This window comes from Nocardia thailandica NBRC 100428 (assembly GCF_000308795.1).
Taxonomy (GTDB): Bacteria; Actinomycetota; Actinomycetes; order Mycobacteriales; family Mycobacteriaceae; genus Nocardia; species Nocardia thailandica.
In genome coordinates, this window is record NZ_BAGK01000155.1 from 1 (window position 1) to 7,638 (window position 7,638).

General features: G+C 72.0%; 8 protein-coding genes. 1 reads left to right on the top strand and 7 read right to left on the bottom strand.

The window, feature by feature from the left end; all coding sequences use genetic code 11:
• On the bottom strand, positions 1-274 hold a 274-nt coding region (locus ON36_RS16465), incomplete at its 3' end, for an aldo/keto reductase (protein WP_043653859.1).
• Between the two features lie 140 nt (positions 275-414).
• Here ON36_RS16465 and ON36_RS16470 point away from each other — a divergent pair.
• Positions 415-1,266: a helix-turn-helix transcriptional regulator gene (locus ON36_RS16470; RefSeq protein WP_043653862.1), complete on the top strand. Its 852-nt coding sequence runs from the start codon at positions 415-417 to the stop codon at positions 1,264-1,266.
• A gap of 8 nt (positions 1,267-1,274) precedes the next feature.
• On the opposite strand, the gene ON36_RS16475 is transcribed toward ON36_RS16470, so the two are convergent.
• The 6 genes from ON36_RS16475 to thrS all read right to left on the bottom strand — a co-directional run.
• A complete protein-coding gene (locus ON36_RS16475; RefSeq protein ID WP_043653873.1) occupies positions 1,275-2,324 on the bottom strand; it encodes an NUDIX hydrolase in 1,050 nt (349 codons plus the stop codon).
• On the bottom strand, positions 2,324-3,448 hold the full coding sequence (locus ON36_RS16480) for a glycosyltransferase family 4 protein (protein ID WP_043653865.1): 1,125 nt from the start codon (positions 3,446-3,448) through the stop codon (positions 2,324-2,326). Before ON36_RS16480 ends, ON36_RS16475 begins: the two co-directional genes overlap by 1 nt.
• Positions 3,445-4,371, bottom strand: a complete 927-nt coding sequence (locus tag ON36_RS16485) for a phosphatidylinositol mannoside acyltransferase (protein ID WP_043653866.1) — start codon at positions 4,369-4,371, stop codon at positions 3,445-3,447. Before ON36_RS16485 ends, ON36_RS16480 begins: the two co-directional genes overlap by 4 nt.
• Positions 4,368-5,039 (bottom strand): phosphatidylinositol phosphate synthase, encoded by a 672-nt coding sequence (gene pgsA / locus ON36_RS16490; RefSeq protein ID WP_043653868.1) that lies wholly within the window; start codon positions 5,037-5,039, stop codon positions 4,368-4,370. Before pgsA ends, ON36_RS16485 begins: the two co-directional genes overlap by 4 nt.
• A 79-nt stretch (positions 5,040-5,118) precedes the next feature.
• Positions 5,119-5,679, bottom strand: a complete 561-nt coding sequence (locus ON36_RS16495) for an ATP adenylyltransferase (RefSeq protein ID WP_043653870.1) — start codon at positions 5,677-5,679, stop codon at positions 5,119-5,121.
• Positions 5,679-7,638: threonine--tRNA ligase (thrS, locus tag ON36_RS16500; protein WP_043653875.1), on the bottom strand; the 1,960-nt coding region annotated here is incomplete at its 5' end. The genes ON36_RS16495 and thrS, both read right to left, overlap by 1 nt.

The window sequence follows — 7,638 nt, forward strand, 5'->3', positions numbered from 1 at the left end:
TGAAGATCAGCGGCCGGTCGGCGGCGGGCAGCCCGGCGACGGCCTTGCCGACCAGTTCCTCGGCGTGGCCGAGCCCGTAGACGGCGGCGGTGTCGATCCAGTTGACGCCGGCCTCGACGGCGTGGCGCAGCGCCGCCACGGACTCGGTGTCGTCGGTGGCGCCCCAGCTGAAGCGCCAGCCACCGCCCGCGACCACCCAGGAGCCGAAGCCGAGGGTGGTGATCTCGAAGCCGGTGCGGCCGAGCGGGCGGGTGGGAACGGGGGTGTGGGACACGGTGATCTCCTTGGCTGTGGAACGACCGGGGAATCCGGCTCCCCCACTGTGTCCCGGCGCCGCGACCCGGCCCAGTGCCGTGCGGAGCCTGGGCACGCCGTGACCAGGCTCCGCGCCGCGCCGGGCGACATACTGGGGTCATGGTGTTGGACAGACGGGCCGAACTGGGCGAGTTCCTGCGATCGCGGCGGGCGCGGCTGCGCCCGGAGGACCTGGGCCTGCGCGACTACGGCACCCGCCGCGTCCCGGGCCTGCGCCGCGAGGAACTGGCCCGCCTGGCCGGGGTCAGCGTCGACCACTACGTGCGGCTGGAACAGGGCCGCACCCTGCACTTCTCCGAGGCCGTGCTCGACGCGGTCGCGCGGGCGCTGCGACTGGACCCGGTCGAACGCGACCACCTCCACCGGCTGGCCCGGCCCTGGCCCGCCGACGCGGAAACCCCCGCCGCGCAACAGGTCCGGCCCGGACTGCGGCGGCTGCTCGACTCGATCACCGACGTGCCCGCCTACATCGTCGGGCGCGGCACCGACGTACTGGCGTGGAACGACCTCGCCGCCGCCCTCCTCACCGACTTCGGCGCGCTGCCGCCCGCCGCTCGCAACCTGGCCCGGCTGGTCTTCCTCGACGAGGGCATGCGCCACCTCTACGAGGACTGGCAGGCCAAGGCCGCCGACGTGGCCGCCTACCTGCGGCTCGACGCCGGACGGCATCCCGGCGATCCCGTGGGCGCGGCCCTGGTCGAGGAACTGCTCGCCGCCTCCCCGGAGTTCCGCGCGACCTGGGCGCGCCACGACCTGCGCGACAAGACCCACGGCCGCTATGTCTACCGGCATCCGGTGGTCGGCCGGATCGACCTGGGTTTCGAGACGCTGCGGCTGCCCGACGACCCCGATCAGGCCCTCGTCGCGCACACCGTCGCCGCCGGGTCGGCCTCGGAGACCGCCCTGCGGCTGCTGGCGGGCTGGGACGCCGACGCCCGCGCCCGCCGCTGACGCGCGTCTCAGCGGATCGAGCGGACCACCGGGTCGGCGCCTTCGCGGTCGGCGACCTCGGCGGCCTCGGCCAGCAGCTCGTCGAGGTGATACGGGTAGACCGCCTCGCCCTGGGCCTCGAGGGCGCGGATGTCGGCGGGGGTGCACCAGCGGTGACCGGTGATGGACCGGCGTTCGAGGTGGGTCATGTTCGCGCCGTGCGGCTCGAAGGCGGGGACGCGCAGGACGAAGAACAGCTCCTCGGAGCGGATCAGTTCGCCGTTGAACCCGAAGACCGCGACCCGGCGCCAGATGGGGCCGTGCAGGGCGGCGGGGTCGATGGTGTGGCCGGTCTCCTCGCCGACCTCGCGGACCGCGGCGGCGCGCAGATTCTCCCCCGGTTCGACACCGCCGCCGACGGTGAACCAGAAGCGCACGTCGGGGACCTGGGGGTCGCAGCCGCGCATGAGCAGGACGCGGTCGGACTCGTCGAGCAGCACGACGCGGGCGCTGGTGCGGCTGGTGTCGACCGGCAGTCCGGTCTGGGCGGCGGGCGTGGCGCGCTCGGTGATCTCGAAATAGGTGGGCAGCGGCGCGGTACCGCCCAGGTGCAGGATCCGCACGGGACGGCGGGTGCGCAGGGCGAGGGTGTCGCGGACGGCGTCGTTGTGGAAGCGGCGCGCGATGAGCACCCGGGCCTCGGCGTCGGCGAGCTCGGCCACCAGCTGGGGCCGCAGCTGGTCGATGTCGACCGCGGACAGGGCCGCCGAGAGCTGGTTCTCCACGGTCTCGCGGGTGGTGCGGTCGGCGCGTTCGGCGCGGTCGGCCAGCGCGGTGAGCCGCGCCGCCAGCTCGGCGCGCGCCGGGTCGGCCGAGACCGGTCCGGCGAAGGTCATCGCGACCGCGCGCGCGACCACCGCCCGGCGCGCCAGCGCGGCGTCGAGGGCCTGCCAGGACAGGTCCGAGCGCACGTGCAGGCGGTCGAGGCGGTTGGCGGTGGAGTAGGCCCACAGGCCGAGCGCCAGGATCAGGACGGCGACGATCCCGAGGATCAGGACGCCGGTCGCGGTGAAGGTGATCATCCGGCGGCCCGCACCCGGTGGTCGCCGACGGTGACGGTCTCGTAGACGCGCAGGATCTGCTCGGCCACCACCGGCCAGTCGTAGGCCGACACCACCCGGGTGGCGGTGCGCACCAGCTCGGACCGGGCGGCGTCGTCGGTGAGCACGGTGTCGACGGCCCGCGCCAGGGCGGCGGAGTCGCCGACCGGCACGAGCATGCCGGCGGCCCCGTCGCGCAGCACCCGCCGGAAGGCGTCGAGTTCGCTGGCCACGACGGGCGTGCCCGCGGCCATGGCCTCGATGAGGATGATGCCGAAGCTCTCCCCGCCCAGGTTCGGCGCGACGTAGACGTCGGCGCTGCGCATGGCCGCGGCCTTCTCCGCGTCGTCGACCTGGCCGAGGAACCGCAGATGCCGGGCGAGCGGGCCCGCCTCGCGGCGCAACCGCTCCTCGTCGCCGCGCCCGACCACCAGGATCTCCACGTCCGGGTGGCGCGCGGCCAGCGTGGGCAGCGCGCCGAGCAGCACGTCCATGCCCTTGCGCGGCTCGTCGTAGCGGCCGAGGAACAGCACGGTCCCCCCGGCGCGGGGGTAGCCGTCGAGCAGCGGGCCGCGGGCGAAGGCGCCGACGTCGACGCCGTTGGGGATCTCCACCGCGTCCGAGCCGAGCGCCTCCACCTGCCAGCGGCGGGCCAGCTCCGAGACCGCGATCCGGCCGCTGATCTTCTCGTGATAGGGCCGCAGCACGCCCTGGAAGGTGCTCAGCACCAGCGACTTGGTGGTCGAGGTGTGGAAGGTCGCCACGATCGGGCCCTCCGCGATCTTGAGGGCGAGCATGGACAGGCTCGGCGCGTTGGGCTCGTGGATGTGCAGGACGTCGAACTCGCCCGCGTCGATCCAGCGGCGGATACGGGTGTAGGCCGTCGGGCCGAAGGACAACCGCGCCACCGACCCGTTGTAGGGGATGGCCACGGCCTTGCCCGCCGACACGACGAAATCGGGCAGCGGGGTGTCGTCGGAGGCCGGGGCGAGCACCGAGACCTGGTGCCCGCGTTCGAGGAACACGCGCGCGAGCTCGACCACATGGGCCTGCACACCGCCGGGGACGTCGAACGAGTACGGGCAGACCATGCCGATCTTCATCGCGCCGCGCCCCCCGCCTGGATCTCGGCGATCCGCGCCAGGCGCTGCGGCGACAGGTCCGCCTCCCATTGGGGCTGCAGCATGTGCCAGTCCGCGGGGTGCTCGGCGATGTTGGCCGCGAACCGGTCGGCGAGCAGCTGGGTCGAGGCCGCGACCCCGCCCGAGACGTCCAGCGGCGCATCGGTTTTCAGGCCCCACCCCTCGGTGCCGTCCGGGTCCGTGGTGAACCAGGCGTGCACCGGCATGAGCGCGGCGCCGGTCTCGATGGCCAGTTTCGCCGCACCGGCGGGCATCCAGGTGCGCTCGCCGAAGAAGTCGACCGGCACCCCCTTGCCGGTGAGGTCGCGCTCACCCATCAGGCACACGATCTTGTTCTGCCGCAGCCGGTCGGCCAGCTGGGCGAAGGGCGGCTGCTCGCCGCCGGTGAGCGGGAACACCTCGAAACCGAGGCTCTCCCGGTAGGCGACGAACCGCTCGAACAGCGATTCCGGCTTCAGCCGCTCGGCCACGGTGGCGAAGGTGCCGTAGTGCTGTACCAGCCACACCCCGGCCATGTCCCAGTTGCCCGAGTGCGGCAGCACGAACACCACACCGCGGCCCCGCGCCAGCGCCGCGTCCAGGTGCTCGATCCCGTCGACGTGGTAGTCGACGGCCGTGTGGTCCATGGCCGGCAGCCGGAACGCCTCGCGCCAATAGCGCGCGTAGGAGCGCATGCTGTCGCGCAGCAGCTCCGCGGGCACCTCGGCGGGCGGGACGCCCAGCACGCGGGCGAGATTGCGGCGCAGCTGTTCCGGGCCGCCCTTGCGGCTGACCCGGTCCGCGCCGTAGTCGAACAGCCTGCGCGCGGTGCCCTCCGGCAGCGCGCGCACCAGCCGCCACCCCGCGGCGTAGCCGGCGTCGGCGGCCTTCTCCCGCAGGCTCACTGCGCCTGCTCCGCCACCGGGGGCGCGGCGGGCGGGATGACCACCCGCGCGCCCGGCGCGTTGCGCACCGCCAGCACCCGCTGGAACACCGTCACGATGCTCAGCACCGCCAGCGCCCACATCGCCAGGTGGATCGCCCAGGTCAGCCATTCGATGCCCCAGTAGCCGCCGATGCCGGTGAACCCGGCGCCGACCAGCACGATCACCAGCCGGTCGGGACGCTCGATGAGGCCGCCGTCGGCCGAGAGGCCGCTCGCCTCGGCGCGCGCCTTGGCGTAGGAGATCACCTGCGAGGTGACCAGCACGACCAGGGTCGCCACGAGCAGCGGCTTGCTCTGCTCGTGGTAGACCGCCCACCAGGCCAGCCCGGCGAAGATCGCGCCGTCGGCCACCCGGTCACAGGTGGCGTCGAGGACCGCGCCGTACTTCGTGCCGCCACCGCGGGCCCGGGCCATCGCGCCGTCGAGCATGTCGAACATGACGAACAGCCAGATGACCATGGTGCCCCAGAACAGGTGCCCGGTCGGGAACAGCGTCACCGCGGCCGCGATGGTCGCGGTGGTGCCGATCAGCGTCATGGCGTCCGGGGTCAGCCCCGTGCTCACCAGCGCTTTGCCCAGCGGCGCAGTCGCTTTCGCAAACGTCTGACGACCGAAGAAGCTGAGCACGACCTCAGTCCTCCCCTACCGTGCGGGACACCCGCACCCGATCGGCTCCGAGGTGCGCGATCGCGCGAGGATCACACATCTACGCCTCCCACGCCTCCGCCAGCAGCTGCCGCGTCTCGCGCAACAGCTGTGGCATCACTTTCGCGCCGCCGATGACGGTGATGAAATTCGCGTCCCCGCCCCAGCGCGGCACGATGTGCTGGTGCAGGTGGTCCGCCAGGGACCCACCGGCCACACCGCCGAGGTTGAGTCCGACGTTGAATCCGGCGGGCCGCGAGACCCGCTTCATCACGCGGATCGCCTGCTGGGTGAACGCCATCAGCTCCGAGCTCTCCTCGGGCGTCAGGTCCTCCAGGTCGGCCACCCGGCGGTAGGGCACCACCATCATGTGCCCCGGGTTGTACGGGTACAAGTTGAGCACGGCGTAGACGTGTTCGCCGCGGGCGATCACCAGGCCGTCCTCGTCCGACATCTTGGGAATGTCGGTGAACGGGTGCCCGGTGGCGTCCTTGGGCTTGACCGCGCCGGTGATGTAGTTCATCCGGTACGGGGTCCACAGCCGCTGCAGCCGGTCGGGCTCGCCGGGACCGTTGTCGACGATCGTCCCGGCGGGGAACTCCGGCACGGCGTGTTCGCTCATCACGAATCCTTCTGCGCCGCGACCACGTCGAACCCCTCGGCGGTGGGCGAGGCGTTCTCGCGTCGGCCGATCCAGTCCAGGACGGTGGCGACCGCGTCGTCGACCGGCACCCCGTTGACCTGGGTGCCGTCGCGGAAGCGGAAGCTGACCGCGTTCGCCTCGACGTCGCGCGCGCCGGCCAGCAGCATGAACGGCACCTTCTGCGCGGTCTGGTTGAAGATCTTCTTCTGCATGCGGTCGTCGCTGCGGTCGACCTGGGCACGCACGCCCGCGTCGCGCAGGCGCTCGATCACCCCGTCCAGGTGCTCGGCGAACGCCTCGGCGACGGGGATGCCCACCACCTGCACCGGCGAGAGCCAGGCCGGGAACGCGCCCGCGTAGTGCTCGGTGAGCACGCCGAAGAACCGTTCGATGGAGCCGAACAGGGCGCGGTGGATCATCACCGGACGGTGCTTGGCGCCGTCGGCGCCGGTGTACTCGAGCTCGAAGCGCTCGGGCAGGTTGAAGTCGAGCTGGATGGTCGACATCTGCCAGGTGCGGCCGAGGGCGTCCTTGGCCTGCACGGAGATCTTCGGGCCGTAGAACGCGGCCCCGCCCGGGTCCGGGACCAGTTCGAGACCGGAGTCGGTGGCCACCTTGCGCAGGGTCTCGGTGGCCTCCTCCCACAGCTCGTCGGAGCCGACGAACTTCTTCGGGTCCTTGGTGGACAGCTCGAGGTAGAAGTCGTCGAGGCCGTAGTCGCGCAGCAGCGAGAGCACGAACTGCAACGTGGTGGTCAGCTCCGCGTGCATCTGCTCCTTGGTGCAGTAGATGTGCGCGTCGTCCTGGGTCATGCCTCGCACGCGGGTCAGGCCGTGGATCACGCCGGACTTCTCGTAGCGGTACACCGAGCCGAACTCGAACAGCCGCAGCGGCAGCTCGCGGTAGGAGCGGCCCCGCGCGCGGAAGATCAGGTTGTGCATCGGGCAGTTCATCGGCTTGACGTAGTAGTCCTGGCCGGGCTTGCGCACGGTGCCGTCGTCGTTGAGCTCGGCGTCCAGGTGCATGGCCGGGAACATGCCGTCGCGGTACCAATCCAGGTGGCCGGAGACCTCGAACAGGTGGCCCTTGGTGATGTGCGGGGTGTTGACGAACTCGTAGCCCGCGTCGACGTGGCGGCGGCGCGAGTACTCCTCGAGCTCCTTGCGGATCACGCCGCCCTTGGGGTGGAACACCGGCAGGCCCGAGCCCAGCTCGTCGGGGAAGGAGAACAGGTCGAGCTCGAGGCCGAGCTTGCGGTGGTCGCGGCGCTCGGCCTCGGCCAGCAGGTGCAGGTACTCGTCGAGCGCCTCCTGCGACTCCCACGCGGTGCCGTAGATGCGCTGCAGGTCCTCGCGGTCCTGGTCGCCACGCCAGTAGGCGGCCGAGGACCGGGTCAGCTTGAAGGCCGGGATGAACTTGGTGGTGGGGATGTGCGGGCCGCGGCACAGGTCGCCCCAGACGGTCTCGCCGGTGCGCGGGTCGACATTGTCGTAGATGGTCAGCTCCTTGCCGCCCACCTCCATGACCTCGGGGTCGTCGATGCCGGACTTGTCGCTGATCAGCTCGAGCTTGAACGGCTCGCCCGCCAGCTCGACCCTGGCGTCCTCGACCTCGACCACGCGGCGCGAGAACCGTTGCGCGCCTTTGACGATCTTCTTCATCCGGGACTCCAGCCGGGCCAGGTCCTCGGGGGTGAAGGGCCGCTCGACCCGGAAGTCGTAGTAGAAGCCGTCCTTGATCGGCGGGCCGATGCCGAGCTTGGCCTCGGGGAACTCCTGCTGCACCGCCTGGGCGAGCACGTGCGCGGCCGAGTGCCGGATGACGCTGCGGCCGTCCTCGGTGTTGGCGGCGACGGCCTCGACCTCGGTGTCCAGCTCGGGGATCCACGACAGGTCCTTGAGCGCGCCGTCGGCGTCGCGCACCACCACGATCGTGTCG

What these genes read in the sequence shown, in the direction of transcription:
- ON36_RS16470 (WP_043653862.1), top strand. Translation starts at nt 415, where the DNA reads ATGGTGTTGGACAGACGGGCCGAACTGGGCGAGTTCCTGCGATCGCGG.
- ON36_RS16480 (WP_043653865.1), bottom strand. Translation starts at nt 3,448, where the DNA reads ATGAAGATCGGCATGGTCTGCCCGTACTCGTTCGACGTCCCCGGCGGT.
- ON36_RS16495 (WP_043653870.1), bottom strand. Translation starts at nt 5,679, where the DNA reads ATGAGCGAACACGCCGTGCCGGAGTTCCCCGCCGGGACGATCGTCGAC.